Annotated in this window: 28 protein-coding genes, 2 pseudogenes and 1 riboswitch; of the genes and pseudogenes, 9 read left to right on the plus strand and 21 right to left on the minus strand. The window is 62.6% G+C overall.

The genetic code is table 11. From position 1 onward, the window contains the following. Positions 1 to 2: 2 nt before the first annotated feature. From ispH to coxB, 10 genes and pseudogenes are all read right to left on the minus strand, one after another. Entirely contained in the window at positions 3 to 1,013 is a 1,011-nt protein-coding gene (ispH, locus tag ACSQ3L_RS25270) for a 4-hydroxy-3-methylbut-2-enyl diphosphate reductase (RefSeq protein WP_436162382.1), read from the minus strand. Between the two features lie 88 nt (positions 1,014 to 1,101). Further along, positions 1,102 to 1,857, minus strand: a complete 756-nt coding sequence (locus ACSQ3L_RS25275) for an SURF1 family protein (protein ID WP_436162383.1) — start codon at positions 1,855 to 1,857, stop codon at positions 1,102 to 1,104. Next, the gene (locus ACSQ3L_RS25280) at positions 1,854 to 2,240 is read right to left on the minus strand and encodes a DUF983 domain-containing protein (protein WP_436163522.1); all 387 of its coding nucleotides are present in this window, start codon (positions 2,238 to 2,240) and stop codon (positions 1,854 to 1,856) included. Before ACSQ3L_RS25280 ends, ACSQ3L_RS25275 begins: the two co-directional genes overlap by 4 nt. Before the next feature lie 21 nt (positions 2,241 to 2,261). After that, positions 2,262 to 2,420: pseudogene (locus tag ACSQ3L_RS25285) on the minus strand (L,D-transpeptidase family protein); the annotation flags it as partial. A gap of 127 nt (positions 2,421 to 2,547) precedes the next feature. Continuing rightward, positions 2,548 to 3,429, minus strand: a complete 882-nt coding sequence (locus ACSQ3L_RS25290) for a cytochrome c oxidase subunit 3 (protein WP_436162384.1) — start codon at positions 3,427 to 3,429, stop codon at positions 2,548 to 2,550. A 1-nt stretch (position 3,430) separates the two neighbouring features. Continuing rightward, complete coding sequence (locus tag ACSQ3L_RS25295; RefSeq protein WP_436162385.1) at positions 3,431 to 4,063, minus strand: cytochrome c oxidase assembly protein; 633 nt, start codon at positions 4,061 to 4,063, stop codon at positions 3,431 to 3,433. Beyond that, the gene (locus ACSQ3L_RS25300; RefSeq protein WP_013532777.1) at positions 4,063 to 4,221 is read right to left on the minus strand and encodes a hypothetical protein; all 159 of its coding nucleotides are present in this window, start codon (positions 4,219 to 4,221) and stop codon (positions 4,063 to 4,065) included. Before ACSQ3L_RS25300 ends, ACSQ3L_RS25295 begins: the two co-directional genes overlap by 1 nt. Positions 4,222 to 4,223: 2 nt before the next feature. Next, a complete protein-coding gene (locus ACSQ3L_RS25305; RefSeq protein ID WP_436162386.1) occupies positions 4,224 to 5,168 on the minus strand; it encodes a heme o synthase in 945 nt (314 codons plus the stop codon). A gap of 75 nt (positions 5,169 to 5,243) precedes the next feature. Further along, positions 5,244 to 6,896 (minus strand): cytochrome c oxidase subunit I, encoded by a 1,653-nt coding sequence (gene ctaD, locus ACSQ3L_RS25310; protein ID WP_436162387.1) that lies wholly within the window; start codon positions 6,894 to 6,896, stop codon positions 5,244 to 5,246. 38 nt (positions 6,897 to 6,934) lie between these two features. After that, positions 6,935 to 7,834 carry a cytochrome c oxidase subunit II gene (gene coxB, locus ACSQ3L_RS25315; protein ID WP_436162388.1) on the minus strand — a complete coding sequence of 300 codons (900 nt, stop codon included), beginning with the start codon at positions 7,832 to 7,834 and terminating at the stop codon, positions 6,935 to 6,937. Between the two features lie 376 nt (positions 7,835 to 8,210). Between coxB and ACSQ3L_RS25320 the strand changes: the two genes are divergently transcribed. The 5 genes from ACSQ3L_RS25320 (at position 8,211) to ACSQ3L_RS25340 (ending at position 11,461) form a co-directional block, all read left to right on the plus strand. After that, positions 8,211 to 8,735 (plus strand): invasion associated locus B family protein, encoded by a 525-nt coding sequence (locus ACSQ3L_RS25320; RefSeq protein ID WP_436162389.1) that lies wholly within the window; start codon positions 8,211 to 8,213, stop codon positions 8,733 to 8,735. An 11-nt stretch (positions 8,736 to 8,746) separates the two neighbouring features. Further along, positions 8,747 to 9,238, plus strand: coding sequence for an N-acetyltransferase family protein (locus ACSQ3L_RS25325; protein ID WP_436162390.1), 492 nt, complete (start codon positions 8,747 to 8,749; stop codon positions 9,236 to 9,238). 85 nt (positions 9,239 to 9,323) lie between these two features. Continuing rightward, positions 9,324 to 10,736 (plus strand): metalloprotease TldD, encoded by a 1,413-nt coding sequence (tldD, locus tag ACSQ3L_RS25330; RefSeq protein WP_436162391.1) that lies wholly within the window; start codon positions 9,324 to 9,326, stop codon positions 10,734 to 10,736. 73 nt (positions 10,737 to 10,809) lie between these two features. Further along, entirely contained in the window at positions 10,810 to 11,085 is a 276-nt protein-coding gene (locus tag ACSQ3L_RS25335) for an AbrB/MazE/SpoVT family DNA-binding domain-containing protein (protein ID WP_436162392.1), read from the plus strand. Next, complete coding sequence (locus ACSQ3L_RS25340; RefSeq protein ID WP_436163523.1) at positions 11,072 to 11,461, plus strand: type II toxin-antitoxin system VapC family toxin; 390 nt, start codon at positions 11,072 to 11,074, stop codon at positions 11,459 to 11,461. The genes ACSQ3L_RS25335 and ACSQ3L_RS25340 overlap by 14 nt, the downstream gene beginning before the upstream one ends. A gap of 67 nt (positions 11,462 to 11,528) precedes the next feature. On the opposite strand, the gene ACSQ3L_RS25345 is transcribed toward ACSQ3L_RS25340, so the two are convergent. Beyond that, positions 11,529 to 12,770 carry a class I SAM-dependent RNA methyltransferase gene (locus ACSQ3L_RS25345; RefSeq protein WP_436162393.1) on the minus strand — a complete coding sequence of 414 codons (1,242 nt, stop codon included), beginning with the start codon at positions 12,768 to 12,770 and terminating at the stop codon, positions 11,529 to 11,531. Beyond that, positions 12,767 to 13,531, minus strand: coding sequence for a TlyA family RNA methyltransferase (locus ACSQ3L_RS25350; RefSeq protein WP_436162394.1), 765 nt, complete (start codon positions 13,529 to 13,531; stop codon positions 12,767 to 12,769). Before ACSQ3L_RS25350 ends, ACSQ3L_RS25345 begins: the two co-directional genes overlap by 4 nt. 322 nt (positions 13,532 to 13,853) lie before the next feature. Between ACSQ3L_RS25350 and ACSQ3L_RS25355 the strand changes: the two genes are divergently transcribed. Both ACSQ3L_RS25355 and ACSQ3L_RS25360 read left to right on the plus strand, forming a co-directional pair. Then, positions 13,854 to 14,849: a sterol desaturase family protein gene (locus ACSQ3L_RS25355; RefSeq protein WP_436163524.1), complete on the plus strand. Its 996-nt coding sequence runs from the start codon at positions 13,854 to 13,856 to the stop codon at positions 14,847 to 14,849. Continuing rightward, a complete protein-coding gene (locus tag ACSQ3L_RS25360; RefSeq protein ID WP_436162395.1) occupies positions 14,846 to 15,994 on the plus strand; it encodes a GNAT family N-acetyltransferase in 1,149 nt (382 codons plus the stop codon). The genes ACSQ3L_RS25355 and ACSQ3L_RS25360 overlap by 4 nt, the downstream gene beginning before the upstream one ends. 67 nt (positions 15,995 to 16,061) lie before the next feature. On the opposite strand, the gene ACSQ3L_RS25365 is transcribed toward ACSQ3L_RS25360, so the two are convergent. From ACSQ3L_RS25365 to ACSQ3L_RS25390, 6 genes are all read right to left on the minus strand, one after another. Further along, the gene (locus tag ACSQ3L_RS25365; protein ID WP_436162396.1) at positions 16,062 to 16,349 is read right to left on the minus strand and encodes a hypothetical protein; all 288 of its coding nucleotides are present in this window, start codon (positions 16,347 to 16,349) and stop codon (positions 16,062 to 16,064) included. Between the two features lie 149 nt (positions 16,350 to 16,498). After that, on the minus strand, positions 16,499 to 18,412 hold the full coding sequence (dxs, locus tag ACSQ3L_RS25370; RefSeq protein WP_436162397.1) for a 1-deoxy-D-xylulose-5-phosphate synthase: 1,914 nt from the start codon (positions 18,410 to 18,412) through the stop codon (positions 16,499 to 16,501). 142 nt (positions 18,413 to 18,554) lie between these two features. Then, on the minus strand, positions 18,555 to 19,475 hold the full coding sequence (locus ACSQ3L_RS25375; RefSeq protein ID WP_436162398.1) for a pirin family protein: 921 nt from the start codon (positions 19,473 to 19,475) through the stop codon (positions 18,555 to 18,557). Between the two features lie 38 nt (positions 19,476 to 19,513). Then, on the minus strand, positions 19,514 to 19,780 hold the full coding sequence (locus ACSQ3L_RS25380) for a DUF2277 domain-containing protein (protein WP_027035955.1): 267 nt from the start codon (positions 19,778 to 19,780) through the stop codon (positions 19,514 to 19,516). 109 nt (positions 19,781 to 19,889) lie between these two features. Beyond that, positions 19,890 to 20,141 carry an exodeoxyribonuclease VII small subunit gene (locus ACSQ3L_RS25385; protein ID WP_436162399.1) on the minus strand — a complete coding sequence of 84 codons (252 nt, stop codon included), beginning with the start codon at positions 20,139 to 20,141 and terminating at the stop codon, positions 19,890 to 19,892. Positions 20,142 to 20,144: 3 nt separating this feature from the next. Further along, positions 20,145 to 21,071 carry a histone deacetylase family protein gene (locus ACSQ3L_RS25390; protein WP_436162400.1) on the minus strand — a complete coding sequence of 309 codons (927 nt, stop codon included), beginning with the start codon at positions 21,069 to 21,071 and terminating at the stop codon, positions 20,145 to 20,147. 121 nt (positions 21,072 to 21,192) lie between these two features. After that, positions 21,193 to 21,372: riboswitch (cobalamin riboswitch) on the plus strand. 48 nt (positions 21,373 to 21,420) lie between these two features. Between ACSQ3L_RS25390 and bluB the strand changes: the two are divergent. Continuing rightward, positions 21,421 to 22,050 (plus strand): annotated as a pseudogene (bluB, locus tag ACSQ3L_RS25395) (5,6-dimethylbenzimidazole synthase); the annotation flags it as partial. A gap of 104 nt (positions 22,051 to 22,154) precedes the next feature. On the opposite strand, the gene ACSQ3L_RS25400 reads toward bluB, so the two are convergent. Then, positions 22,155 to 23,138, minus strand: a complete 984-nt coding sequence (locus ACSQ3L_RS25400; RefSeq protein ID WP_436162401.1) for a hypothetical protein — start codon at positions 23,136 to 23,138, stop codon at positions 22,155 to 22,157. A 96-nt stretch (positions 23,139 to 23,234) separates the two neighbouring features. After that, positions 23,235 to 23,843 (minus strand): TetR/AcrR family transcriptional regulator, encoded by a 609-nt coding sequence (locus tag ACSQ3L_RS25405; RefSeq protein ID WP_436162402.1) that lies wholly within the window; start codon positions 23,841 to 23,843, stop codon positions 23,235 to 23,237. Between the two features lie 120 nt (positions 23,844 to 23,963). Here ACSQ3L_RS25405 and ACSQ3L_RS25410 point away from each other — a divergent pair, with 120 nt between their 5' ends. Then, positions 23,964 to 25,187, plus strand: a complete 1,224-nt coding sequence (locus tag ACSQ3L_RS25410; RefSeq protein WP_436162403.1) for an MFS transporter — start codon at positions 23,964 to 23,966, stop codon at positions 25,185 to 25,187. 148 nt (positions 25,188 to 25,335) lie between these two features. Here ACSQ3L_RS25410 and ribB read toward each other — a convergent pair whose 3' ends face one another. Continuing rightward, positions 25,336 to 26,436 (minus strand): 3,4-dihydroxy-2-butanone-4-phosphate synthase, encoded by a 1,101-nt coding sequence (gene ribB, locus ACSQ3L_RS25415; RefSeq protein ID WP_436162404.1) that lies wholly within the window; start codon positions 26,434 to 26,436, stop codon positions 25,336 to 25,338. Positions 26,437 to 26,492: the final 56 nt, after the last annotated feature.

Consider the following 26,492-nt stretch of genomic DNA (forward strand, 5'->3'; position numbering starts at 1 on the left):
CCTTACGCGGCTCCATTGACGAAGGCCATGTCGGCCCGCGTCAGTTCGACATCGCGCAGTACCCGCATGACCGGAAAATCCTCCGTTTCCGTGGCCGTGATGGCCAGGTCGATCGTCACATCGAAGCGCTGGCGGAACGCGTCGATGATCTCGTCGACGATGATTTCGGGCGCCGACGCGCCGGCCGACAGGCCGAGCGTCGAAATGTTGCCGATGTCATTCCACGGAATCTCGGCGGCGCGCTGCACGAGAAGCGACATGGTGGCGCCGGCGCGCTCCGCCACTTCGACAAGGCGTCGCGAATTGGAGGAATTGGGCGCGCCGACGATCAAATAGAGATCGGCGCCCGAAGCGGTATCCTTGACCGCCTCCTGGCGGTTGGTGGTGGCGTAGCAGATCGATTCCGCCGCCGGCGCCTGCAGGGCTGGAAAGCGATCCTGCAAGGCGCGGATGATGCCGGCGGTGTCCTCGACCGACAGCGTGGTCTGGGTAACGAAGCCGAGCGCCTGCGGATCGGCGGGTGCGAGCTTGGCGGCGTCGGCTTCGGTCTCGATCAGCGTCACCGCCCCGTCCGGCAGCTGGCCCATGGTGCCGATCACCTCGGGATGGCCGGCGTGACCGATCAACAGCACATGGCGACCAAGCCGCTGATGGCGCATCGCCTGCTTGTGAACCTTCGACACCAGCGGGCAGGTGGCATCGAGATAGAAGAGGTTGCGCGCCTGTGCATCCGCCGGCACCGACTTCGGCACGCCATGCGCCGAGAACACGACCGGGCTCTGGCGGTGTTCGGCCGGGATCTCGGAGAGTTCTTCGATGAAGACGGCGCCAAGGCTTTGCAGCCCCTCGACGACGTAGCGGTTGTGCACGATCTCGTGACGGACATAGACCGGCGCGCCATATTTCTTCAGCGCCAGCACGACGATCTGGATGGCACGGTCGACCCCGGCGCAAAAGCCGCGCGGCTGGCAGAGCCGGATCGTCAAAGGAGGCTTGGTGGTTGTCTGAAGCATTAAATCCTGGCCGGTTCGTCAGCGCCGAAATGAGGTGCCTACCCCCGTCCTGTCAAGGGCGATGGCCCTGTCAGGTTGTCGCTCGCGTTCATTCCTCTTTCGCGGGACGGCGAAGTCGCAGGATGAGCACGGCGGCGAGGGCGGCCGCAAGCCCATACCATGTCATCGCATATTGCAGATGGCTGTTCGGCAGGTCGATGATGGTGACACCGCCAACCGGCAATCCGCCTGGATTTGGCGTCTTGTCGGCGTCTATGAAGATCGGCACCAGTACAGCGCCCGCCGGCAGCCCGGCGCTTGCCGCCATCACGTCGCGGTCCTTCCAGTAGAAGATGTTCTTCGCCACGTCGTTGTCGGGAATCATCATCGACGGCTTTGCCGGCAGCGGGTTGCGGGCCAGGCCGGTGATCGTCACCCTGCCCGTCACCTGCCCCTTGGCACGCTTGGCGGCATCCTTCAGATCGTAAGGCACGAAGCCGCGATTGATCAGCACGAAGCGGCCATCGTCGAGGGCAAGCGGCGTGTAGACGTTGAAGCCGGCGTCACCTTCCCAGGTCGCGTAGAAATGCCGTTCGCCCTGATGCAGGAACGTCCCGGTGACGGTGACAGGCGTGTAATCGACGTCGCCGGTGGCGGCGAACTCTTTCTCGACCTCTACCAACGGCCGTGGCGCCGAATGAGTGCGCTGGTCGATGGTCTGCAGGAGACCTTCCTTCCAGTACAGGCGCTGGACCTGCCAGGTGCCGAGCGCCACCAGGATCAGGAACAGCCCAAGGCCAAGGCCGAACAGCAATGCCGATCTCGGCCGCGAACGACCGCCGGCTTTAACGGATGTATCGCTCATTCACCGCGATCCAGCCGGCCCTCGGCCGCCTTGTTGCGGTATTGCAGGGTGAGCAGCACGCCCTTGATCAGCCGCAGCGCTGTCAGGCACAGCACGACAGCCAGCGGAATCCAGACCAGCAGATGCAGCCACAACGGCGGGCTCAGCGTGACTTCCACCCAGAGCGCCAGGCCGACAATGATGAAACCGATGATCAGGATGACGAAGACCGCAGGCCCATCGCCGGCATCGGCATAGGAATAATCGAGGCCGCAATTGACGCAGCGTTTGCCGACAGTGAGGAAGCCGGAAAACAGCCTCCCCTCGCCGCAGCGTGGACAGCGGCCGTGCAGGCCGGCCGAAATCGGGTCTATCGGAGGCCAGATCGCCCTATCTTGCCCCATGGAAGCGTCGTCGCTCATTGCTTACCGCTCGATCTCGATCGATGTGCCATCGGCCACCATTGCCCAGATTTCGTCCATGTCGGAGTCCGTAACCGCAATACAGCCGTCAGTCCAGTCGACCAATTGAAGCAGCCATCAGCCGTAACCATTCGGCTGGCCGTGGATCATGATCATGCCGCCCAGGGCAAATCGCCCGGAAAAATCGTCTGCCGTATGTTCCATCGATCGGCGATCACTGCGCCGAAAAGGAGAAGGCGGCCACGTCGCCGCGGCCGCCTTCCAGAAATAGAAATCTCTCAGGCCGGGATCAGTGGCTCTCGATCACCGCGCCAACCGATCCCCAGACGTAGATCGATGCGAACAGGAACAGCCAGACCACGTCGACGAAGTGCCAGTACCAGGCGGCCGCCTCGAAGCCGAAATGCTGCTTGGGGGTGAAGTCGCCCTTGATCGCGCGGATCAGGCAGACCAACAGGAAGATGGTGCCGATGATGACATGGAAGCCGTGGAAGCCGGTCGCCATGAAGAAGGTGGCGCCATAGATGGAATCCTTGAAGGCGAACGGAGCGTGCATGTACTCATAGGCCTGCACCATGGTGAACAGCATGCCGAGGCCGACGGTCAGCACCAGGCCGTTGATCAGCCCCTTGCGATCGCCATGGATGAGCGAATGGTGCGCCCAGGTGACCGTGGTGCCCGACAGGAGCAGGATGACAGTGTTGTAGAGCGGCAGATGGAAGGGATCGAGAACCTCCATGCCCTTCGGCGGCCAGGCGCCGCCGGTGAACGCGGTGCGGGCATATTGCTGGGCTTCGCTCGGAAACAGGCTGGCGTCGAAATAGGCCCAGAACCAGGCAACGAAGAACATCACCTCCGAGGCGATGAACATGATCATGCCGTAGCGCAGATGCAGCGACACGACGCGCGTGTGATGGCCCTCATGCGCTTCCTTGATCGTATCCGACCACCAGGCGAACATGGTGTAGAGGACGATCACGATGCCGATGAAGAACAGCCACGGATTGGCGATGTTGAAGCCGAAGATCGGGAACGAGCCGCCCTTCAGGTACTCCATCAGGCAGACGCCGCCAAAAGCGGTGACGAGTGCGCCTACCGATCCCAGGAAAGGCCACGGGCTCGGGTCGACGAGATGATAGTCATGCTGTGGTTTTGCGTGCGCGTCGGCCATATCAACCCCCGAGATTTGCTTCGGTATTCGAAATTGTCTTGCTGTTGCCCTGGGCCGGCTCCGAAGAGGCGACCGGCTTGGTCTTCTCGACCGGGAACATCGTATAGGACAGAGTGATCGTCTTCACGTCCTTCAGTTCCGGCACGTTGACGATATCGGGGTCCACATAGAACAGGACCGGCATATCCAGCGTCTCGCCGGGCTTCAACGTCGTGTCGGTGAAGCAGAAGCACTCGACCTTGTTGAAATAGGGACCCGCCAGTTCAGGCTGCACGTTGAAGGTAGCGCGGCCGGTCACGGGGCGATCGAACTTGTTGGTCGCCTGATAGTGCGCCTGCACCGTCTCGCCGATTTTCATCGTCATCGAGCGCTGGACCGGCTGGAACTCCCACGGCACGCCGGCGATGTTGGCATCGAAGCGGACGGTGATCTCACGGTTGAGGACGCGGCCGGCATACTGCTTCTCGGCGCGTTGCGTCGCGCCGCCATAGCCCGTCGCCTGGCAGAACATCTTGTAGAGCGGCACCGCGGCATAGGCCATGCCGATCATGCCGGTGAAGAAGGCAAGGCAGACCGCCGCGACAATGACGTTGCTGGTATTGCCCGTCGTTTTTTTGGACGTCTCGACGCTCATCACATCGTGCCTAGATTGTGGCCGAACTTCACGATCGTCGCGATGTAAAAAATGACGACCAGCAGCGCCAGCGCCACGCCGATGGCGATGGAACGGCTGCGCTGGGCCTTCTTCTGACGCTCGGTCAACGTGACAGTCTCGAGCTTTTCCTCGATCATGGTCATGCTCCACCTATGGCAAGCGCGCGTTCGACAACGCTGTCGGCCAGGTAGGCAGCGAAGATGGCGAAGAGATAAAGCAGCGAATAGGCGAACAGGGCCTTGGCCGGCTTCATGACGCGGTCGTCGTCGGCCATGCCAAGCACTTTCCACGCGTACCAGACAAAACCGACCCCGAGCAGCAGGGCGGCCACACCATAGACCGGCGTGGTGTAGCCAAGCAGCCACGGCAGCACGCCGACGGGAGCCAGCACCAGCGCATAGGCAAAGATCTGGCGGCGGGTCGAAGCGTGTCCAGCGACGTTCGGCATCATCGGAATGCCGGCCTTGGCGTAGTCCTCGGACTTGAACAGCGCCAGCGCCCAGAAATGCGGCGGCGTCCACAGGAAGATGATCAGGAACAGGACAATGCTTTCAAGGCTGACCGTCCCGGTCACCGCAGCCCAGCCAATGACTGGCGGAATAGCGCCGGCGGCTCCGCCGATGACGATGTTCTGCGGCGTCCAGCGCTTCAGCCACATCGTGTAGACGACGGCGTAGAAAAAGATGGTGAACGCCAGCAGCGTCGCCGACAGCCAGTTGACCAGCACGCCGAGCGTCATCACCGACAGCACCGACAGCACCAGCCCGAAAGTCAGCGCCTCGTGCGGCTGGATGCGACCGGCCGGAACCGGGCGGCTGGCGGTCCTCGTCATTACCGCATCGATGTCGGCGTCATACCACATGTTGAGCGCGCCGGAGGCGCCAGCGCCTATTGCGATAGCCAGGATGGCGATCACCGCCAGCAGCGGATTGATGGTCACGGGTGCCGCGACCAGGCCGACAAAGGCTGTGAACACCACCAGCGACATGACGCGCGGCTTTAGCAGGGCGAAGAAATCGCCCGCCGTCGCTTCCGACATGCGAAAGCCCGCTTCGTCAATCAATGGGTCGTCGACAAGGGCCATGCGTACTTAAGTCCATCATTCCGTTGGCCAAAACCGCCGGCAAGCCGGCGGTTTCGTATTCGAGCGGGCGCCGCCTTACTTGATCTTCGGCAGCTGTTCCCACTGGTGGAAGGGCGGCGGCGAAGGCAGCTGCCATTCGAGTGTCGTTGCGCCCTCGCCCCATGGGTTGGCACCGGCGATCCGCTTCTTCTGGAAGGCTTCGAACACGCAGTAGAGGAAGATCAGGACGCCGACGGACGAGATATAGGAGCCGATGGACGACACATAGTTCCAGCCGGCAAACGCGTCAGGATAGTCGATGGTGCGGCGCGGCATGCCGGCGAGGCCGAGGAAATGCTGCGGGAAGAAGATCAGGTTCACGCCGACGAAGGTGACCCAGAAATGGGTGTTGGCGATGACGGGCGAATACATGTAGCCGGTCATCTTCGGGAACCAGTAGTACCAACCGGCGAAGATGGCGAAAACAGCACCTAGCGACAGCACGTAGTGGAAGTGGGCGATGACGAAATAGGTGTCATGCAGCGAGCGGTCGAGGCCGGCATTGGCCAACTGGACGCCGGTGACGCCACCGATGGTGAACAGGAAGATGAAGCCCAGCGCCCACAGCATCGGCGTCTTGAACGAGATCGACCCGCCCCACATCGTCGCGATCCAGGAGAAGATCTTCACCCCCGTCGGCACCGCGATGACCATCGTTGCGAAGACGAAATAGCGCTGCGTGTCGAGCGACAGGCCGGTCGTGTACATATGGTGCGCCCAGACGATGAAGCCGACAGCGCCGATCGCCACCATGGCATAGGCCATGCCGAGATAACCGAACACCGGCTTCTTCGAGAAGGTCGAGATGACGTGGCTGATGATGCCGAAGCCCGGCAGGATCAGGATGTAGACTTCCGGGTGACCGAAGAACCAGAAGAGGTGCTGGAACAGGATCGGATCGCCGCCGCCATCGGGCGCAAAGAACGTCGTGCCGAAATTGCGGTCGGTGAGCAGCATGGTGATGCCGCCGGCCAGAACCGGCAACGACAGCAGCAGCAGGAAGGCGGTGATCAGCACCGACCAGGCAAACAGCGGCATCTTGTGCAGCGTCATGCCGGGCGCGCGCATGTTGAAGATGGTGGTGATGAAGTTGATGGCGCCGAGGATCGATGACGCACCGGCGATGTGGATCGACAGGATCGCCAGATCCATGGCCGGCCCGGGCTGGCCCGAGGTCGAAAGCGGCGGATAAAGCGTCCAGCCGCCACCGACGCCAAAGGCGCCCGGCGCGCTCGGCATGAACATCGAGGTGAGCAGCAGGATGAAGGCCGGCGGCAGCAGCCAGAAAGAGATGTTGTTCATGCGCGGGAACGCCATGTCGGGCGCACCGATCATGATCGGAACCATCCAGTTGGCAAAACCGCCGATCAGCGCCGGCATGACCATGAAGAAGATCATGATCAGCGCATGCGCGGTGGCAAAGGCATTGTACATGCTCTTGCCGCCGTCGATCGCGGCGTCGCCGTTCATGCCGTAGACCATCTGCGCCAGACCGCTGAATATCTGGATGCCGGGTTCCTGCAGCTCCATGCGGATGGCGACCGACAAGGCACCACCGATGATGCCGGCCATGATCGCGAAGATCAGGTAGAGCGTGCCGATGTCCTTGTGATTGGTCGAATAAACCCAGCGGACCCAGCCGTGATAAGGCTTGTGGTCGTGCCCGTCGTGAGCTGCAGCGCCTGCCATGTTCCGCTCCGTTCCCTAAATCTTGCTAACCCGCGGCATCAGTTGCCGGCGGCCGCTACCTTGTTCTGGCCGTCGACCTCGGCCATCAGCGTCTTGTTGGCGCCGGGCAGATCGGTCTTGGCTGCCGCCAGCCAGGTCTTGAACTGCGCGTCGGAGACGACGCGGATGGCGATCGGCATGAAGGCATGGTCCTTGCCGCAGAGCTGCGAGCACTGGCCATAGTAGAGGCCTTCCTTCTCCGCCTTGAACCAGGTCTCGTTGGTGCGCCCCGGAATGGCGTCGGTCTTGATGCCGAACGACGGCATGGCAAAGGAGTGGATCACGTCGGTCGCGGTGACGAGCACGCGCGTCATCGTGTTGACCGGCACCACCAGCTCGTTGTCGACGGCCAGCAGGCGCGGATAGACCTTGCGGTCCTCCTTGCCGGCGCCGGCCCGATCACCGTCCTGGAGGATCGCGGAGTTGAAGGAAAGCGTGTTCTCGGTCTGGTATTCGTAGTCCCAGTTCCACTGGTTGCCGGTCGCCTTGACGGTCAGCTTTGCTTCTTCCGGCGGCGTATATTGCGCGGTCAGCAGCTGAAACGAGGGAATTGCGAGGCAAAGCAGGATGACGACCGGGCCGACAGTCCAGATCACTTCGATCAGCGTGTTGTGGCTGGTCTTGGACGGAACCGGGTTCGCGCTGGCGCGGAATCTGACGATGCAATAGGCGAGGAGGAGCAGCACCAGGATGGTGATCGGGACGATGAACCACATCGTGTAGTTTCCGAACCATTCGATCTGCCGCATCATGTCGGTCGCCGGCGCCTGGAAGGTTGTCTCCCAGTCCTTGGGCTGGTCGGCATGGGCGGATGCGCCTGCGAAGAACGTGATAGCGGCACAAGCACTTAGAAACTTGGCACTTGCTGGAACCTTGGCGTTTGCCAGGAAATTTCTCATCGCCCTCATCGTCTCCCAGTTCCTCGCCGCTGTACCCACGAGAATAACGAACAATGCCGGGACGGGAATCCCGACAGTTTCAAGGTGGTTCAAACCATACTCTTTTTCCCTCCGCAAGAAAGGAGCGGGCGAAACCGTGCGGCATTTTTGCGCGCAAGCCCGGATGTGCCTTTGAAGGCAGCGGCGACGACCTCGAATCGCCGATATCCGGCCAACCGTCATATTCCTGCGGGCAGCACGGGCCGGACGTCGCAATTCGGGCGAAATTGGCAGGGAAAAGCGCCGTATTGGCTTTTTCGGGGCAGACCGGGTGCGGTCTCGTCCTTTACTTGGCTTTGGCGCGGCTTAAAGTGCCGTGATTCGCAATGGAGCCGTTATGAACTCTTGGCTTTCGAGAAACTGGGCGAAGGTCATCTTTCTCGCCGCCCTGTCTGGTATCGGCTCGTCTGGCATGGCCAATGCCGCACAGCCGAGCGGCACGGTCCGCTCGACGCATGGCGCGTGGTCGATCATCTGCGACACGCCGGCCGGTGCCACCTCGGAACAATGCGTGATGATGCAGAACGTCGTCGCCGAGGATCGTCCGGAGATGGGGCTGTCGGTCGTCGTGCTGCGCACCGCCGACAACAAGGCGGAGATCCTGCGCGTGCTGGCGCCGCTCGGCGTGCTTTTGCCCAACGGGCTCGGCCTCAATGTCGACGGCAAGGATATCGGCCGCGCCTATTTCGTGCGCTGCTTCCAGGACGGCTGTTATGCCGAGGTCATTCTCGAAAAGCCGCTGCTCGACACGTTGAAGACTGGCACGTCGGCCACCTTCATCGTCTTCCAGACACCGGAAGAAGGCATCGGCATCCCGGTCGATCTCAAGGGTTTTGCCGACGGTTTCGCCGCTCTGCCCTGAGCCTGACCGTTTTGGCCTTGAAACTGCTCGATCCGGACGATTTCGAAATCTTCAAGCGAATTCGCCTGGAGGCTTTGCGTGCAGCTCCCGAAGCCTTCGCCAGCAGCGCATCGGATTGGGAAAGTCTCCCTGACGAGGAATGGCGTCGGCGCCTGACGGCCAACCCGGTCGTCGTCAGCTTTCGGGGCGAGGAGCCTGTCGGCATAATGGGCCTGCTGAGGCAGCAGGGCAGCAAGATGGCGCACCGCGCCACCATCATCATGGTCTATTTGCGCGGCAGCGAGCGTGGCGGCGGGCAAGCCGTGGCGATGCTCGATCTGCTGCTCGATCACGCCCGCGCATCGGGTGTAAGGCAGGTCGAGTTAGCTGTAAGCGCGGAAAATCCCGCCGCGATCCGATTCTATCGACGCGAAGGGTTTCAGGAAATTGGCCGCATACCTGCGGGTTTTCTTCATGAGGGCCGGGAGATCGACGAAATCGTGATGGCGCGCCGCCTGACATAGGGTCTGCCGTGTTCCATCGTGAGGATTGCCGAATGGCGCCCTGGCGCCTACATCCCGTGAAACCGCTTATTGAAAGGCCCGCGCCATGAACAGCCTGATCGGCCAATTCGACATTTCAGACGATCGCATCAAGCAGATCGTCGCTGAGACCATCAACGGCGCCGACGACGGCGAGCTGTTCCTCGAATACAGCGAGAGCGAAGCGCTGATGTTCGATAATGGCCGCCTGAAGACCGCCAATTTCAATACAGACCAGGGTTTTGGCCTGCGTGCCGTTGCCGGCGAAGCCAGCGGTTACGCCCATTCCAGCGATCTTTCCGAAGCCTCGCTGCTGCGTGCGGCCGACGCCGTCTCGACCGTCAAGGGCGGCTATTCCGGCACGCTCGCCGCCGCGCCCGCCCGCACCAACCGCCATCTTTATGGCGACGAGAACCCGATCCCCTCGCCTTCCTTCGAGGCCAAGGCAAAGCTGTTGCAGGAAATCGATGCGTGGTTGCGCGCCGAGGATCCGCGCGTGCGCCAGGTTTCGGCCTCGCTCGCCGCCTCCTGGCAGCATGTCGAGATCGTGCGCGCCGATGGCCAAATGGTGCGCGACATCCGGCCGCTGGTCCGCATCAACGTCTCTGTCGTGGTCGGCGATGGCGACCGCCAGGAGAGCGGCTCCTACGGCATGGGTGGCCGCAAGGCCTTTGGCGAATTCCTCGTCGAGGACAGCTGGAAGCACGCCGCAAAGGAGGCGCTGCGGCAGGCGCTGGTCAATCTCGAGGCCATACCGGCGCCGGCCGGCACCTTCGACATCGTGCTGTCCAGCGGCTGGCCGGGCGTCATGCTGCACGAGGCCGTCGGCCATGGGCTGGAAGGCGATTTCAACCGCAAGAAGACTTCGGCCTTCGCCGGCCTGCTCGGTCAGCAGGTCGCCGCCAAGGGGGTGACCGTCATCGACGACGGCACCATGCCCGAGCGGCGCGGCTCGCTCACCGTCGATGACGAAGGCACGCCTTCGGCCCGCAATGTGCTGATCGAGGACGGCAAGCTGGTCGGCTACATGCAGGATCGCCAGAACGCCCGGCTGATGGGCATGAAAGCGACCGGCAACGGCCGTCGGGAAGGCTACGCGCACCAGCCGATGCCGCGCATGACCAACACTTACATGACATCGGGCGACATGGAGCCGGACGAAATCATCGCCTCGGTCAAGAACGGCATCTATGCCGTCTCCTTCGGCGGCGGCCAGGTCGACATCACCTCGGGCAAATTCGTGTTCGGCTGCACCGAGGCCTACATGATCGAAAACGGCAAGGTGACGCAGCCGATCAAGGGCGCCATGCTGATCGGCAACGGACCGGACGCCATGCACCGCGTCTCGATGATCGGCAACGACATGAAACTCGACACCGGCATCGGCATGTGCGGCAAGGCCGGACAGGGCGTGCCGGTCGGCGTCGGCCAGCCGCATCTGCGCATGAACCAGATGACGGTGGGCGGCACCAGGGTTTGATGCGAGCGGGCAGACTTGAATAGCTGCCGCGATAGGATTATCTTACCTTTGTCTTACACAAAGGTGTGCCGCGATGGCTGCGACAGAAAAACTTGTAACGACCGTCTCCACCAAGGGACAGGTAATCCTGCCCAGCGCTATCCGGAAACGGAGAAACTGGGGCGCGGGCACGCGCTTGCAGGTCGAAGACACGCCGGACGGAGTACTTTTGAAATCGGCGGCGGCCTTTGCCCCGACGCGGCCAGAAGATGTCTTTGGCGTCCTGCCGCACAGTGGCAGGCCGAAGACGCTGGAGGAAATGGACGCGGGCGTCCTTGCTGAAGCACGACGGCGCCATGCTCGCGATTGATACCAACGTTGTCGTCAGGTATCTGACGAACGACGATCCCGAGCAGTCCCCGCGAGCCCGGCGGCTAATCGACGCTGAACCCGTTTTTGTCACCGTCACGGTGATCCTGGAGGCTGAATGGGTGCTGCGTAGCGCCCATGGTTATGATCAGGCCTCGATCGTCAATGCACTGCGGGTGTTCGGCGGACTTCCCGCTGTCGAGATAGAGGATGCAGCGATTGTCTCTTCCGCGCTCGATCTAGCCGAGACGGGAATGGATTTCGCCGATGCGCTCCATCTAGGCAGGTCCTCGCACTGCTCTGCGTTTGTGACCTTCGACCGTAAGTTCATTAACACCGCGCAAGCGGCCGGGTACGAAAGCGTCCGCGAAGGCTAGTTTCGGCCCGACTACGTCTTGCGGTTGGGGCGGCAAATTCAAGCACGGCGTTGTGAAAATCGGCAGATTAGCGCCGCCGCTTCGGCTTCTCCAGCAGTGCCACCGCCTCGACATGCGGCGACCATAGGAACTGGTCGATCGGCGTTACGCTTTTCAGGGCGTAGCCGCCGTCGATGAGGATGCGCAGGTCGCGAGCCAGCGTCACCGGATTGCAGGACACCGCAGCCACATAAGGAACATCCGAGCGGGCGATCTGCTTCGACTGGTCCTCGGCACCGGCGCGTGGCGGATCGAACACCACACCGTCGAAGGCGTTCAACTCCTTGAATGTCAGCGGCCGGCGGAACAGGTCGCGGCGTTCGCCCGTCACCCGCTTCAGGCCGGTGGCGAAGCGCGATCCCCTGTCGAGCGCCGAAAGGGCTGCCGCATCGCCCTCCACCGCATGGACTTCCGACCTTGCCGCAAGCCGCAAGGCAAAGCTGCCACAGCCGGCGAAAAGATCCGCCACTTTCTTGGCACGCTTCAGATGTCCGCAGACGATATCGGCCATCGCCTGTTCGGCGGCTTCGGTTGCCTGCAGGAAGGCGCCCGGGGGAATGGCAACGGCAACGCCGCCGAACATGACAACCGGCTTCTTGGGTTCGATGACGATCTCGTCGTCGATCGAAAGCCGGGCAAAGCCCTGAGCCATGACGAAATTGGAGGCGATACGGCGCTGGTGTTCCCCGAGCTTGCCGGATTCATAAACCGCGACATCAAGACCCGAACCGGTCACCGTAACCGCCAGCCGAAACGATTTGGTGGTGGCGCAAACCAGTTCGGCGAGTGCCTTCAAGCGATCTAGCGCGGCGACGATCTCCGGCAGCGAGATCGGGCATTCCTCGATGGCGATGATCTCCGGCGACAGATGGCGATGGAAGCCGAGCAGCATGCCTGTCTCTGTGCGCCGGGCGGCAAGCACGACACGGCGGCGCGTCTGCGGCGCACAAGCGACCAGGTCGCCGATCTCGCAATCGATGCCTTTGCCCTTCAGGGCGTGCACCACCTTTTCGCGTTTCCACTGGCGATATGCTTCGGCCTCGAAATGCTGGAGGGCGCAGCCGCCGCATTCGGTGAAATGGCGGCAGGCCGGATCGATGCGCAGCGGCGAGGCTTCCAGCACCGCCATCAGCATGGCGCGGTCCCGTTCGCGCGCCGCGGTGACCGTTTCGCCAGGCAATGTGAAGGGGATGAACAGATCGCCGCTCTCGGTCTCGGCGATGCCGTCACCCTGGGCGCCAAGTTTCCTGATGCTGAAGCGCGCGTTCATCGGTCCTTGATCCCACCGAGCAGGAATTCGCGATTGCCGTCGCCGCCCTCGATCGGCGACAGATGCAGGCCGAGCGAGCGCCAGCCGGAAACGGCGTCGAGCCAATCCTGCAGCAGGCCAGCGACACGGGCAGCATCGAAGGGATCTTTCAACAGACCACCCTTGCCGATTGCTTCGCGACCAGCCTCGAATTGCGGCTTGACCAGAAACATGGCCTTTGCGCCGGCCTTCGCCATGGCCAGCGCCGGCGGCAGCGCCAGTTTCAGCGAGATGAAGCTGACATCGGAGACGATGAAATCCGGGATACGCCCGCCAAGATCGGCGGCTGTGAGATCGCGGGCGTTCAGGCCCTCGATCACCGTCACACGCGGGTCTTGGCCGACATCAGGATGCATCTGGCCATGACCGACATCGACGGCGGTGACATGGGCCGCGCCGCGTTCGAGCAACACCTGGGTAAAGCCGCCGGTCGAGGCGCCGATATCGAGCGCTTCACAGCCGGCGGGGTCGAGGCCGAAATGGTCAAGCCCACCGATCAGCTTGAGTGCCGCGCGCGACACATAGCCTCGCGCCGGATCATCGATGGTAACAAGGCATTGCGGCAAAACGGTTTGGCCGGGCTTGCGAGCAAGGACGCCGTCAACCGTCACCGTGCCGCGTTCGACCGCGTCGCGGGCACGCGAACGGCTGGCAAACAGCCCGCGCTGGACGAGCAGGTCGTCGAGCCGCTGGCGTGTGCTGGCTGGCAGAGGCGAATTCATCGGCCTTCATGGCGAAAGCCAACGACGATGGCAAGGGCACCGGCCGGAAGCATCTCGTCTCCCACCATCATGCCCAGCAATATTGGACTTTGGGACGACGGTGGGTAGTTCAGTCGCGCCCACCATCCTTTGAAGATCCGTTCGTTGCGCTGTTTGAGGCGGGTGACTGCCGAAGCATGAAGCGTCGCCGTTTGCGGATAAGTGTCCGAATTCGAGAAAACCTCACGGTTTCTTAACCAGTTTTGATCGCATTTGCTTGAGTACTTCAATGTTATGACCGCAACGACCGGCAAAACCGGATGAAGAGGCGGCAACCTTGGAAATGGCCAGCGACATCGTCTACAAGGTTCTTGACCGGATTTCCGGCGCCGGCCTGCTGGCGACCGGACTTTTGTTGCTGACTGCTTTGGTCAGCGCCCTGGTCGCCTATTGGCGCACGGTCGAGAAAAAGAGCTGGAAAGAATTCTTCGAGTTCGCGGTCCCGCATGAGGTCATCACGCATCCCTCGGCGAGGGCCGACCTTTTGTTCTGGGTGACGCGGAAGGCCCTGATGCCATTCCTCATGCTGCCTGCCGGCATCGTCTTCGTCAGCGCGGTCGGCTATGCGACGAACTGGCTGCTGTCGACGCTCCTGCCGATCCAGCCGCCCCTGATCGAGGGTCCTGCAGGGCCGGTGACGGTGACGATCTTCACCATCACCATGCTGCTCGCCTACGACATCTCGTATTATCTCTATCACGTCGCCCAGCACCGCTATCCGGTGCTCTGGGAACTGCACAAGGTCCACCATTCGGCCGAGGTGATGGTCGGCATCACCAAGGATCGCGTCCACCCGCTCGACGAATTGATGAACCGGGCCTGGGATGGCGTCATTCCCGGCATCTGCTTCGGCATCTGGTCGCTGGTGTCGCTGAATCTCATTGAGCTGACAGTCTTTGGCGTCAACGTCTACATCATACGCAACATCCTGATGATGGATTTCGTCAGGCACACGCATTTCAAGATCTCGTTTGGGCCGCTGAACAACCTGATCCTGTGCCCGCACTGGCATCAGTTGCACCACAGCACGGACCCACGCCATTACGACAAGAACTTCGGGCTGCTGTTCTCGTTCTGGGATCGGCTGTTCGGAACTCTATGCGTTCCGAGACCCGACGAGGATTTCAAGTTCGGGTTGATCGAACGCAACGTGCGCGATTATCAGTCGCTCGCAGGCCTCTATGTGCTGCCGCTGAAGCGGATGTGGCGGCAGATCGCCAGACACTTCCGAACCGACAAGCCAGAGCCGCAGCAATCGTCGCAAGGGGGCAAGCCTTGAACGGACCTTTCGTGTGCCGGCTGCCGCGAACGCACCGGATCGAAGTCGCAACTTCGGATGCGCGCCTGGCAGAAATCGCGCCCGCCTGGGCAGCGCTCTGGCAACGCGCCGGCGGCCTCGTTTTCCAGCATCCGGACTGGATCTCGGCATGGTGGCGCACGACGCCGCATCAGGATCGGCGCAGCCTCAGGATCGGGTTGGTCTGGAGCGACGAGCGGCTCGAGGGCGTCATTGCGCTCGCAACCTTCAGGCGCTCGGGCATCCGCGTCCTGGAATGGGCGGCGAAGGATCACTGCGATTATGGCGATGTCCTGCTTGCCCCCGATTGCGACCCGCAGATCCTGCCCCAGCTCTGGCAACGCATTCTCGACGATGGCGGCTTCGACCTCGTCTATCTGAATCGTCTTTTGCCCGATTCTCGAATCCAGGCCCTGCTCGGTCCCGCCGCCCCACGCAGCGGCACGATCCTGGAGCCAAACCACCGCAGCGAGATCAGCTATCGTGTCGCTGGCACGTGGCAAGGCGGCGCACAATGGTTCGAAAGCCAATCGAAAAAAGCCCGCCAAAACTATCGCCGCGGCAACAAATTCATGGAGGAAGGTGGCGCGCTGCGCTTCCGCCTGATGGAAGCGCACGAAGCCCGCGAGCCGGTGCTGGAGCGCGTCGCGGCGCTGAAGCGGTTGTGGCTGGCAAAGCATGGCCGCGTTTCGGACCTCTTCGACGAAGGTTCCCCCGCTCTGGCAGCGCTGATCTCCGTCCTGGCCGGGCTCGGATTGCTGCGCATCTTCGTGCTCGAACGCGAAAACGAGATCATCGCCATCTCGATCAATTTCGAGCAGCATGGAACGATGATGGCTTTCGTCACGACCTATGATCCGGCCTTCGAGCGGGCGTCGCCGGGCATGGTCTTGATGATGGATTACATCCAGTGGTCGCTTGACCGGGGCTTGACCACGATCGACTTTCTCTGCGGCGGCGAGGATTTCAAGCGCCGCTTTGCGACGCATTCGGTGATCTTGTCGTCGGTGATGGGTGGGCGGAGCCTGCGCGGACGCCTCGCCATCTTGGCCGACCGCGCACGCCACGCCGCCAAATCCTGGCGCTCCGGGAAACCGGCGAAAGAGGCGGAGCTGGCGGAGGACTAACCTTTTCAGATCGCCGAATGGCGGCATGGACAACGAAAAGGCATCGGCAGGCCGACTCCGATCGATTTTAGAAAATGGTTCGCGAAACCTGCCGTTCCACGGCGGGCGATAGACCGTGGTCGGGCTTGCCCGTGGCTTCCTCGCGTGGGTGTTCGATCACGGCCGCCGGTGCCGGCGCCGGCACGACCACAAGCTGCGGCACCTGCTTGTAGGAAAAGCCGCCGCGGATGCCGCCCATCTTGCCTGCGATGATGCCCATGGCCGCCTTTTCAAGGCTGCGATCATAACGCGTTTCGGCTGCGGCCGGCGCGACGATGGCGACGTAAAGCACTGCGCCGCACAGAAGCGTTTTCATTGTTGTTGTTTCCCTGCCTGATCAACGATCTAGCAGGGCGCCGTTGAAAAACGGCCAAGAGACACGGCAAGCAAAGCGCCAAACGTCAGCGTTAACAATGCTTTAAGACATCAAGCCGGCAAACTGATGCAAGCCGTTGATATTTTGATTCAGGCGCGCTGGGCGCGTTCTGCATGGCCGAGGGCGACGAATACCGTGCGAACGATGCCGGCGGCATCCAGGCCGGCATCGGCATACATCTTTTCCGGCTTGGCGTGGTCGGTGAACGCGTCAGGCAGCACCAGAGGACGCACCTTCAGGCCGCTTTCCAGCAAGCCCTCATGGGCGAGGAACTGCAGCACGTGGCTTGCAAAGCCGCCGACGGCGCCCTCCTCCACCGTCACCAGAACCTCGTGCGAGCGGGCCAGCCGCCGGATCAGATCCTCGTCGAGCGGCTTGGCGAAACGGGCATCGGCAACCGTGGTGGAAAGCCCGGCAGCACCTAGCTCCTCAGCGGCGATCAGACAATCCTGCAGCCGCGTGCCGAAGGACAGCAGGGCGACCTTGGTGCCCTCCTTGACGATCCGGCCCTTACCGATTTCGAGCACCGAGCCGCGCTCCGGCATGTCGACGCCGACACCATTGCCGCGCGGATAGCGGAAGGCGATCGGACCATCATCATAGCTTGCCGCGGTGCGCACCATATGGCGCAGCTCCGCCTCGTCGGCAGCCGCCATCACCACGAAGCCCGGCAATGTCGCCAGGAAGGTGGTGTCGAAGGCGCCGCAATGGGTGGCGCCATCGGCACCGACGAAGCCGGCACGGTCGATGGGAAAGCGCACCGGCAGTTTCTGGATGGCGACGTCGTGGACGACCTGGTCGTAGGCGCGCTGCAGGAAGGTCGAATAGATCGCGACAAACGGCTTATAGCCTTCGGTGGCGAGACCGGCGGCGAAGGTCACCGCGTGCTGTTCGGCGATGCCGACATCGAAGATGCGCGACGGGAATGCTTCGCCGAACAAATCGAGGCCGGTGCCGCTCGGCATGGCTGCGGTGACGGCGACGATGCGGTCGTCCTCGCGGCCCTCCTGGACCAGGCTTTCGGCGAACACCTTGGTGTAGGCCGGCGCGTTGGCTGGCGCCTTGGCCTGCGCACCGGTGATGACGTCGAACTTGTTGACGCCGTGATATTTGTCGGCGGCGGCTTCGGCCGGCGCGTAGCCCTTGCCCTTCTGGGTGACGACATGGATCAGCACCGGGCCTTCGCCGTTGTCGCGGACATTCTTCAGGACCGGAATCAGGTGCTCCAGATTGTGACCGTCGATCGGGCCGATGTGATAGAAGCCGAGCTCCTCGAACAGCGTGCCGCCGGTAACGTAGCCGCGTGCATGCTCGACCGCCCTTGTGATCGCACGGTCGGCGCGCTTGCCGAGATAGGAGGTCAGTTTCTTGCCGAAGTCGCGCAGGCCGACATAGGCCTTGCCCGAGGCCAGACGGGCCAGATAAGCGCTCATCGCGCCGGTCGGCGGCGCGATAGACATATCGTTGTCGTTGAGGATGACGATCAGCCGTGCATCGAGCGCGCCGGCATTGTTCATCGCCTCGTAGGCCATGCCGGCAGACATGGCGCCGTCGCCGATGACGGCAATGACATTGTTGCGGCGCCCGGACAGGTCGCGGGCGGCGGCCATGCCGAGGCCGGCCGATATCGATGTCGAGGAGTGGGCGGCGCCGAAGGGGTCGTACTCGCTCTCGGCTCGGCGGGTAAAGCCGGACAGGCCACCTTCCTGGCGCAGCGTACGGATGCGGTCGCGGCGGCCGGTCAGGATCTTGTGTGGATAGGCCTGGTGGCCGACATCCCAGATCAGCCGGTCATCCGGGGTGTTGAAGACATAGTGCAGCGCCACCGTCAGCTCGACCACGCCAAGGCCGGCACCGAGATGACCGCCGGTGTGGGACACGGCGTCGACCAGCTCGGCGCGAAGCTCGGACGCCAGTTGCGGCAGTTCGCTCTCGGCAAGCGTGCGCAGGTCGGCCGGGATGCGGACCTTGTCGAGAAGCGGCGTATGCGGCGTTGCGTTCACGGGTGCTCAGGCTTTCGGTTGATGGGGCGAAATAGGCCGCCGGCCAGCGAAAGTAAATGCGTGCCAGTGACGCGGATCAGGCTGTGGTCTTTGTTTTATCCATGTCGTTCTCCCAAAACCGGGCCACTTTGGGCGACATGCATTAGCTTTCCGGTAGCGGAATAAACTCTTCTTCATCTCCGGGAACGATGTCGAAGCGGCCCGTCTTCCATTCCTCTTTCGCCTGTTCGATACGCTCTTTCGACGACGAGACGAAATTCCACCAGATGTAACGCTTCGAACCGAGCGACGCACCGCCGAACAGCATGAAATGCGCGCCGGTCCGCGACGACACGACGATCTCGTCACCGGGCCGGAACACCAGCAAGCGCTCAGCCGGAAAGATGTCGCCTGAAATCGAGACCTCGCCTTCCAGCGTGTAGATCGCGCGCTCTTCCGCATCGGCCGGGATTTTCACGCTGGCGCCGGGAGCGAGGCGCAGGTCGGCATAGAGCGTCTCGGAATCGGCCCTTACCGGGGAGCGCAGCCCCTGGAAATCACCGATGACGATGCGCCCGCTGACGCCTTCGGCGTCGATCTCGGGAAGCCTAAGCGCTGCGGTGTTCTCGAAAACCGGTGCCACCTCTTCCTTGTCGTCCGGCAGCGCCAGCCATGTCTGCAGGCCGGAGACCGACATCGGCGCCCCGCGCAATTCCTCCGGCGTGCGTTCGGAATGGACGATGCCGCGGCCGGCGGTCATAAGGTTCACGTCACCAGGCTGGATGACCATTTCGGTGCCAAGCGAATCGCGGTGCCTGATCTTGCCGTCGAACAGATAGGTGACCGTCGACAGGCCGATATGCGGATGCGGACGAACATCCAGCGCCTGGCCGGCCCGCAGGATCGCCGGACCCATGCGGTCGAAGAAGATAAAAGGCCCGACCAGCCGCCTTTTGGCGGTCGGCAGGGCGCGGCGCACCTGAAAGCCACCGATGTCCTTGGCGTTCGGGATGACCATCAGCTCGATCTGATCGCTGGCAAAGGCGTCGCCGACTTCAGGGTCTTTGCCGGGGAAGAAGCTCATGGACTCTCCTTGTCGGCGGCAATGCCGCTTTCGCCACGTCAGGCAAACCTGATGGCTGCCTTTGCCCGCAGTTTGGCCGCCACTTCTTCACGATTGCGCGGATGCTGATGGGTTTCCAAGGAATCGAGCAGTTCGCGCGCCGATGCCGCGATGGCTTCGACGGCGTGGTCGAAGGCATGCTGGTTCTGCTTCGAGGGCCGCGTCGTTCCGCTCAGCTTGCGGACAAACTGAAGTGCCGCGTCGCGGACTTCGTCGTTGGTTGCCGGCGGATCAAAATTGAACAGGGTCTTGATGTTTCTGCACATCGCTTCCGTATCTCCTCTTGTCCTGGAGCGCTTTCAATCGACGGATGATATTCTCGATCACGATCATGTCCAAAAACCGGTAAGGCAAGACCATCATTCGGATCGCGCCTCAGTCCGCGTCGAGCGGCTCCGTTCCAACCGGCTTGCCGTCGCGCGACAGCCTGATCTTCTCGACCTTGTCCTCGGCGGCCTTGAGCAACCTGTCGCAATGCACCTTCAGCGCCTCGCCACGCTCGTAGATCCTGATCGACTGATCGAGCGGCACGTCGCCACGCTCCAGATCATCGACGATCTTTTCCAGCGCGTCGAGTGCCTGTTCGAAGCTCATCGCCTTGACGTCTTCGTTGATCTCATCGCCCATTATTCATCCTTTCATCAGCCGCCCGACATGGGCGGCGACCGAAAATGCCAATCCCTGCAGATCGTAGCCACCCTCAAGCAGGCTGACGAGCCTATTGCCGCTGTGGCGCGCCGCACGCTGCATCAGCTGGCCGGTCGCCCAGTCGAAATCATCCTCGGTCAGGTTGATCTCCGCCAGCGGGTCGCGGTGGTGCGCATCGAACCCCGCCGAAATAATGATCAGGTCGGGCGCGAAATTGTCGAGCGCCGGCAGCACACGCGACAGGAAAGCGTCGCGGAAGACCTCGCTGCCAGTCTGCGGCGCCAATGGTGCGTTGACGATGTTGCCGGCGCCGGTTTCGTTCTTTGCCCCGGTGCCGGGATAAAGCGGCATCTGGTGTGTCGAGCAATAGAGCACCGACGGATCGTCCCAGAAAATATCCTGCGTGCCGTTGCCGTGATGCACATCCCAGTCGACGACGGCAACACGCTCGATGCCATGCTTCTTCTGCGCATAACGCGCCGCGATCGCTGCCGTGTTGAACAGGCAGAAACCCATGGCCGTGGTTTTTTCGGCATGGTGGCCGGGCGGCCGGGCGGCGACGAAGACGTTGTCGGCGCGGCCTGCAAAGACGTCGTCGATGGCGGCGTTGGAGGCGCCGATCGCAGCGATCGCCGCTTGCCAGCTTTTCGGGCTGACTGACGTGTCGCCGTCGATGCGCGCAATCCCCTCGTCGGGAATGGCGGCGCGCACGCGGGCGACGAAATCGGCGGGATGCGCGTAGAGAATGGTGGCCTCGTCGCCTTCCGGCGCCTGGACACGATCGAGCGCGGCAAAGGCTTCGTCGTCCAGCACACGCTCGATAGCGCGCAAGCGGTCCGGCCGCTCGGGATGGCCGGGCGGCGTAAGGTGCTCGAGGAAGATAGGATGGGTGTAGAGACGAGTGGTCATCGTCCTAATCTAGTGACCCGGATCGACAAAGGCCATGCACGGGCGGCCAATGACTGGGGAAAATCGCGTCTGCGTCCGTTCGTGTCGGTGCAGGCATTGGCGTCCTCAGCGCTTCGGCGTAAGGTCCCTCGCACTGCCTGGTGCCCGCCGCAAGCGGGAGAATCGGGAACACGGTTGAACTCCGTGGCGTGCCCAACGCTGTAAGGGGGACCGCGCCGGTAAATGCCACTGTCGATGACGGGAAGGCACCGGACGCGGGTTGATCCCGAGCCAGAAGACCGGCCTGGCAGGCATCGTTATCCGCATGGTCAGGCGGATGACATCGATTGCAATCGCAAGGGGACAAGCGATGCCGGAACATTTGACCGCTGCCATTGACGAAGGATTCGACCAGAGTGCGCGCGATGCGGTCTATCGCGCCATGTTCACGCGGCGCGATGTGCGCAGCCATTTCCTGCCCATCGGACTTGACGATGAGGTGTTGGCGCGGCTGCTGCTTGCCGCCCATCACGCGCCGTCGGTCGGCTTCATGCAGCCGTGGAACTTCATCGTCATCCGCGATGCCGGACGACGCGAAAAGGTGCGCGACCTGTTCCTGGCAGCGCGCGAGCAGGAGCTGCCGGCCATTGAGGAAGACAGGCAGGCGCTCTACCGCAAGCTCAAGCTGGAAGGCATCTGCGAAAGCGCGCTCAACATCTGCATCACTTGCGACCGGCAGCGCTCGAAGGGCTCGCCGCTGGGACGCTTGCACAATCCGGAGATGGATCTCTACAGCACGGTCTGCGCGGTGCAGAATTTCTGGCTGGCGGCGCGCGCTGAGGGCGTCGGTGTCGGCTGGGTCAGCATCATCGAGGCGCAGGCGCTGAAAAGCCTGCTGTCGATTCCCGAGCATGTGACGCCGGTCGCTTATCTCTGCGTCGGCCGGGTTTCCGAGTTCGCGCCAAAGCCGGATCTTGAAACGCATGGCTGGGGACGGCGGCTGCCGCTGCCGGAGCTGATCATGAGCGAGACTTTTTGCGGGCAAGGTGAGGCGCCGCTGAAGTCAACCGTGGCGCGTCTCAACGCCGTCGATACCGCGCCGGATCAGGGTGTCGCGTCGGCCGTCCCCCAGCGCGAGCCGCCGAAGGAGGCGAGTGCCTTGTCCTTGAGCTCCCTGAACTTCGACGACGCCTCGGCCAGCCGGGTGTCCCAGGCGGGATCAGGCACCTGGCCCTCTATGGTCTTGAAATAGACCTGCATCAGGCAAGCGATGGCGAAGGGCTCGATGAAAGCCGCCTTGAAGGCCCAGGCGAAGACGATGGCGAGCACGAAGGCCCAGCCGGCGAGTTGGCCAGGCATCAGGAAGAGAATGGCGCCGGCGGGCGCCAGCATAGCCAAGAAGATGACGAAGGACACGCCCCACATGATGACCGCCAGCCAGACGGCGTTCTTGACCATGACCTTGCCGTTCTGGGCATAGAGCACGACGCCTTGGCGCGCCGTCTCGAACGGCGAGGCTGAATTGATGCGGATGTTGTAGCCGAGGATAATCTCGTCGACATAGGTCAGCGACAGGCGGATCACCGTGTTGATGAAGGAGACCAGGCCGTTCAGGCCCGGTATCGGCAGGAAGGCTGCGATGCCGCCGAGCAGGCCGGTGATGGCGCGGATGGCGCCCTTGACCAGCTGGTCGACGGCGAAAAGGATGTTGGCCTCGGCGAAGCGCTGGGTGACGATATCCTTGGCATAGGCGATCTGGTCCTGGCCGCCCGGAATGTCGCGGCCGTCGATCAGATGGACCATAACGGCGATGTGGCCGGCCTTGACGACATAGAGGATGTATTCGCGGATCCAGTAGACGGCGATCGAAACGATGCCGAAGCCGACCACGCCGCCCCACAGCGCAAATGACAGCGGCCCGTCGGGATCGGTGGAGATATGGCCGACGCCATAGCCGACGGAGGCGCCGGTGCCGGTCGCCATGATGTAGGCCAGCGTGATGCCGAAATAGACGATCATGCGAAAGACAATGAACGGCCAGGTCCGCATCATGATGGACACCGACCTGCCGATATCGAAATCCCACATGCGCCCCGAATCTCCGCCTCAGAGATGGTGGCAGAGGATGAACTCAACCCGGCGATTGTCAATTGCCGACCATGGCGCCGGGCCACCGCTGGGCCTTCAGTTTGGTTGCGGACCCGGCCTTCTAAGCAGACCCTCGAGCAGTTGCTTGAATGCCGCTACCGCCTTCTTCGACGTCGCTTCGGGGTCGTTCGAATTGGCGATCCGTTGCGCCGCCTGGCTGCTCGCTCCGTTGATCAGTCGCGAGGCAGTCTCGGGGTCGAGGCTGGAGACAACGACCCCCTCCTCCTGCAGCGCGGTCAGATGGTCGGTCATCGAAACGATGCACGCACTGGCATTCGGCCATTGCGCTGGATCCCCCAGCACGGCCGGGCCATCCCGGAACATGATGCGCTGGATTTCCGGCTCCAGCGCCATCTCGATATAGGTCGAGCATTCGTCGACGAAATGCTGCCAGCGGGTCGGCGCTCTCGACGCGACCTCATTGATGCGCGCCGCCATCTCGCCGTCGATCTGGGCTATGACCGCCTGCAGCAGCCCCTTCTTGTCGCCGAAATGATGATAGAGCGCGCCACGCGTCAGCCCGACCGACGCGGTGAAATCATCCATCGAGGCTTCCGCATAGCCTGTTGTGCCGAAAGCATGGCGGGCTGCCGCGATCAGCTTGGCGCGCGTCTCGGCGATCATCTCCTTGCGGGGCTTGTGCATGGCTTCTGGACCTACTCACATACGTTACGTATGCCAATTGACATACGCAGCGTATGCTCTATTTAACAATCATACGCTTCGTATGTAATTGTCGAATCGTCCTTTGTCGAGGAACCACCCATGCAAAATCCCTACTCGGAAATCTTTCGCGCCCCCGGAGCCAAGGGCTTTGCCGCAGCCGGCTTCGTGGCGCGCCTGCCGATCGCCATGGCGCCGATCGGCATCGTGGCGATGCTGTCGCAGACACGCGGCGAATACTGGCTGGCCGGAGCTGTCTCCGCGACATACGCGCTGGCCAACGCATTTGTCGCGCCGCAGATATCGAGACTGGTGGACCGCCTGGGCCAGACGCGGATCGTGGTGCCAACCACCATCATCGCGGTGCTGGCCTTCGCCGTTCTGATTGCGGCGGCCAACCAGGACTGGCCGGTGTGGACACTGTTCATGTCGGCATTTCTCGCCGCGGCGATGCCCAGCATGCCGGCAATGGTGCGGGCGCGGTGGACCGAGATCTTCCGCGGGCGGCCGCAGATGAACACCGCATTCGCCTTTGAGTCGGCCGCGGACGAACTGGTCTATATCGCGGGGGCATCGCTGTCGGTGGGCCTCAGTGCCGCCCTCTTCCCGGAAGCCGGTGTTCTGGTGAGCACGCTGTTTCTCGCATTCGGATCATTAGCCTTCATCCTGCAACGTTCGACAGAGCCGCAAGTGCGGCCGGTGGAACAGGGCTCAAGCGGGTCGGCGATCCGCCTGCGGCCGGTTCAGATCATCACCTTCGCCCTGATCTTTATCGGCGCGACCTTCGCGACGACCGAAGTGAGCACCGTGGCGATCACCAAGGAGCTTGAACAGCCGGAGGCGGCGAGCCTGGTCATCGGCGTCTATGCGCTGGGGTCTTTTGTGCTGGGCATTATTGTCGGCGCGCTCAGCCTGAAGGCGCCGCTGCAACGCCAACTGGCCATCGCAGTCGCCCTCGTCGCGCTCGGCACGCTGCTGCCGCTCACCGCCGACAGCGTGCCACTGCTGGCGCTGACCGTGTTCGTCAGCGGCGTCGCGATCTCGCCGACCTTCATCACCGCCTTCGGCCTGATCGAGCGGCACGTGCCGGAAGCGATGCTGACCGAGGGCATCACCTGGGTAACCACCGGGATCGGCATCGGCATGGCGCTGGGCTCCTTCGCCGCGGGTGCGGTGGTGGACGCGTTCGGCGCCCAGAACGGGTTCTGGGTGTCGGTGGCTTCAGGCACGATCGCTTTGGCCACGGTGCTGCTCGGCCAACGCAGCCTTGCCACGCATGAGTGCGAACTGGAAGGATGCGAAGCGGCCGTCGTTCCGGCCGAGTGACAGCCAGGATAGGTTGAGATTCAGGTCAGGCCGAGTCGAAAATGATGGATTTCGAGAACCGGAGCGCAGCGGACTTTCCGGTCCGTGAGCACCGGAAGCGCAGAAAGCCGTCATTTGCAGGCCGGCCTCACCTGAATATCGACATATCCTAGAGGATCTCGGTCTTGGCGATGTGGATGCCAAAACCTTCGAGGCCGACATAGTGGCGTTCGCGCGAAGCGATCAGGTTGATCGATGAGATGCCGAGATCCTTGAGTATCTGCGCGCCGAGCCCGATCTCGCGCCACTCGTTTTCGCGGCGGCGTGCTTCTTCGTGATCCTCGCGGTCGCCGCTCGCCGGTCGCTTGCGCTCCTGGTGGGCGACGCCGACGGAGCCTTCGCGCAAATAGACGATGACGCCACGCCTGCGCTCGCCCATCGCCTTCATGATGCCGTCAAGCCGATGGCTGGTGCCGAAAACATCCGTCACCACATCCTCGGAATGCAGCCGCACCGGCACTTCCTCGCCGTCACGAATGTCGCCGAAGACGATGGCAACGTGATGCATGGAGTCCCACGGCAGCGTGTAGGTGAAGACCTGCGCCTTGCCGCCGAGCGTGTCGATGTCGGAGCAGGCGACGCGTTCGACCAGCGTTTCCTTGCGTTGCCGGTAGGCGATGAGGTCGGCGACCGAAACCTGCTTCAGCCCATGCTCTTCGGCGAAAGTCTGCACCTGCGGGCCGCGCTTGACGGTGCCGTCATCGTTGACCAGTTCGGAAATGACGCCGACCGGCGGCAGGCCGGCGAGCTTGCAGAGATCAACCGCTGCTTCGGTATGGCCGGAGCGCATCAGCACGCCACCCTCGCGCGCGATCAGCGGGAAGATGTGACCGGGGCGGACGAAATCCGATCCGCCGACATTGCCGTTGGCAAGATTGCGAACGGTCAGCGTGCGGTCCTCAGCCGAAATGCCTGTCGTGGTGCCGTGCTTGAAATCGACGCTGACAGTGAAGGCAGTGGTGTGGGCCGAATCATTGTCGGCAACCATCGGCGCAAGGTTGAGCCGCTTGGCTTCCTCGCGCGGCATCGGCGTGCAGACGATGCCGGAGGTGTGGCGGACGATGAACGCCATCTTTTCGGGCGTGCAGTGGACGGCGGCGACGATCAGGTCGCCCTCGTTCTCGCGCCCGTCATCGTCCATGACGACGACGATCTCGCCACGTTCGAAAGCACGCAGGGCTTCGACGATTTTCTTCTGGTCGTAAGGCATGAACGCTCGCTTCGCTCGCAGGGAGTAGGCAGTAGGCAGTAGGGAAAGGAAAAAGG

This window comes from Mesorhizobium sp. LjRoot246 (genome assembly GCF_964254115.1).
Classification (GTDB): Bacteria; Pseudomonadota; Alphaproteobacteria; order Rhizobiales; family Rhizobiaceae; genus Mesorhizobium.

What these genes read in the sequence shown, in the direction of transcription:
- ACSQ3L_RS25300 (WP_013532777.1), bottom strand. Translation starts at nt 4,221, where the DNA reads ATGATCGAGGAAAAGCTCGAGACTGTCACGTTGACCGAGCGTCAGAAG.
- coxB (WP_436162388.1), bottom strand. Translation starts at nt 7,834, where the DNA reads ATGAGAAATTTCCTGGCAAACGCCAAGGTTCCAGCAAGTGCCAAGTTT.
- ACSQ3L_RS25355 (WP_436163524.1), top strand. Translation starts at nt 13,854, where the DNA reads ATGGCCAGCGACATCGTCTACAAGGTTCTTGACCGGATTTCCGGCGCC.
- ACSQ3L_RS25295 (WP_436162385.1), bottom strand. Translation starts at nt 4,063, where the DNA reads ATGAGCGTCGAGACGTCCAAAAAAACGACGGGCAATACCAGCAACGTC.
- ribB (WP_436162404.1), bottom strand. Translation starts at nt 26,436, where the DNA reads ATGCCTTACGACCAGAAGAAAATCGTCGAAGCCCTGCGTGCTTTCGAA.
- ACSQ3L_RS25380 (WP_027035955.1), bottom strand. Translation starts at nt 19,780, where the DNA reads ATGTGCAGAAACATCAAGACCCTGTTCAATTTTGATCCGCCGGCAACC.
- ACSQ3L_RS25365 (WP_436162396.1), bottom strand. Translation starts at nt 16,349, where the DNA reads ATGAAAACGCTTCTGTGCGGCGCAGTGCTTTACGTCGCCATCGTCGCG.
- ACSQ3L_RS25410 (WP_436162403.1), top strand. Translation starts at nt 23,964, where the DNA reads ATGCAAAATCCCTACTCGGAAATCTTTCGCGCCCCCGGAGCCAAGGGC.
- ACSQ3L_RS25305 (WP_436162386.1), bottom strand. Translation starts at nt 5,168, where the DNA reads ATGGCCCTTGTCGACGACCCATTGATTGACGAAGCGGGCTTTCGCATG.
- ACSQ3L_RS25400 (WP_436162401.1), bottom strand. Translation starts at nt 23,138, where the DNA reads ATGTGGGATTTCGATATCGGCAGGTCGGTGTCCATCATGATGCGGACC.
- ispH (WP_436162382.1), bottom strand. Translation starts at nt 1,013, where the DNA reads ATGCTTCAGACAACCACCAAGCCTCCTTTGACGATCCGGCTCTGCCAG.
- tldD (WP_436162391.1), top strand. Translation starts at nt 9,324, where the DNA reads ATGAACAGCCTGATCGGCCAATTCGACATTTCAGACGATCGCATCAAG.
- ACSQ3L_RS25275 (WP_436162383.1), bottom strand. Translation starts at nt 1,857, where the DNA reads ATGAGCGATACATCCGTTAAAGCCGGCGGTCGTTCGCGGCCGAGATCG.
- ACSQ3L_RS25390 (WP_436162400.1), bottom strand. Translation starts at nt 21,071, where the DNA reads ATGACCACTCGTCTCTACACCCATCCTATCTTCCTCGAGCACCTTACG.
- ACSQ3L_RS25290 (WP_436162384.1), bottom strand. Translation starts at nt 3,429, where the DNA reads ATGGCCGACGCGCACGCAAAACCACAGCATGACTATCATCTCGTCGAC.
- ACSQ3L_RS25340 (WP_436163523.1), top strand. Translation starts at nt 11,072, where the DNA reads ATGCTCGCGATTGATACCAACGTTGTCGTCAGGTATCTGACGAACGAC.
- ACSQ3L_RS25280 (WP_436163522.1), bottom strand. Translation starts at nt 2,240, where the DNA reads ATGGGGCAAGATAGGGCGATCTGGCCTCCGATAGACCCGATTTCGGCC.
- ACSQ3L_RS25335 (WP_436162392.1), top strand. Translation starts at nt 10,810, where the DNA reads ATGGCTGCGACAGAAAAACTTGTAACGACCGTCTCCACCAAGGGACAG.
- ACSQ3L_RS25375 (WP_436162398.1), bottom strand. Translation starts at nt 19,475, where the DNA reads ATGAGCTTCTTCCCCGGCAAAGACCCTGAAGTCGGCGACGCCTTTGCC.
- ACSQ3L_RS25385 (WP_436162399.1), bottom strand. Translation starts at nt 20,141, where the DNA reads ATGGGCGATGAGATCAACGAAGACGTCAAGGCGATGAGCTTCGAACAG.
- ACSQ3L_RS25345 (WP_436162393.1), bottom strand. Translation starts at nt 12,770, where the DNA reads ATGAACGCGCGCTTCAGCATCAGGAAACTTGGCGCCCAGGGTGACGGC.
- ACSQ3L_RS25350 (WP_436162394.1), bottom strand. Translation starts at nt 13,531, where the DNA reads ATGAATTCGCCTCTGCCAGCCAGCACACGCCAGCGGCTCGACGACCTG.
- ACSQ3L_RS25320 (WP_436162389.1), top strand. Translation starts at nt 8,211, where the DNA reads ATGAACTCTTGGCTTTCGAGAAACTGGGCGAAGGTCATCTTTCTCGCC.
- ctaD (WP_436162387.1), bottom strand. Translation starts at nt 6,896, where the DNA reads ATGGCAGGCGCTGCAGCTCACGACGGGCACGACCACAAGCCTTATCAC.
- ACSQ3L_RS25405 (WP_436162402.1), bottom strand. Translation starts at nt 23,843, where the DNA reads ATGCACAAGCCCCGCAAGGAGATGATCGCCGAGACGCGCGCCAAGCTG.